This window comes from Pseudomonas sp. 65/3-MNA-CIBAN-0223 (assembly GCF_040310425.1).
Taxonomy (GTDB): Bacteria; Pseudomonadota; Gammaproteobacteria; order Pseudomonadales; family Pseudomonadaceae; genus Aquipseudomonas; species Aquipseudomonas gregormendelii.
On sequence record NZ_JBEOPV010000320.1, the window covers coordinates 1 to 241 of the forward strand.

Here is a 241-nt window from a genome sequence, read left to right on the forward strand (position 1 = left end):
GGACTCGATCTTTCTGGGCAACATCAACCTGGACCGGATCAAGTCCGACAGCTGGACCCTGGACCTCACCGGGCGCTACAACGTCGACAACCGCTGGCAGTTCGACCTGAACGTGCCGGTGGTATACCGCGAGTCCACCTACCAGTCGGGCGGCGCCGGCAACGACGCCACCGCCACCTCCGAAGGCTCCGTGACCCGCGACCCGACCATCGGCGATGTCAACTTTGGCGTGGCTTACAAG

1 pseudogene is annotated in these 241 nt (G+C 63.9%); it reads left to right on the plus strand.

Annotation, left to right across the window (positions count from 1 at the left end):
* Positions 1–241 (plus strand): annotated as a pseudogene (locus tag AAEZ09_RS29055) (hypothetical protein); the annotation flags it as partial.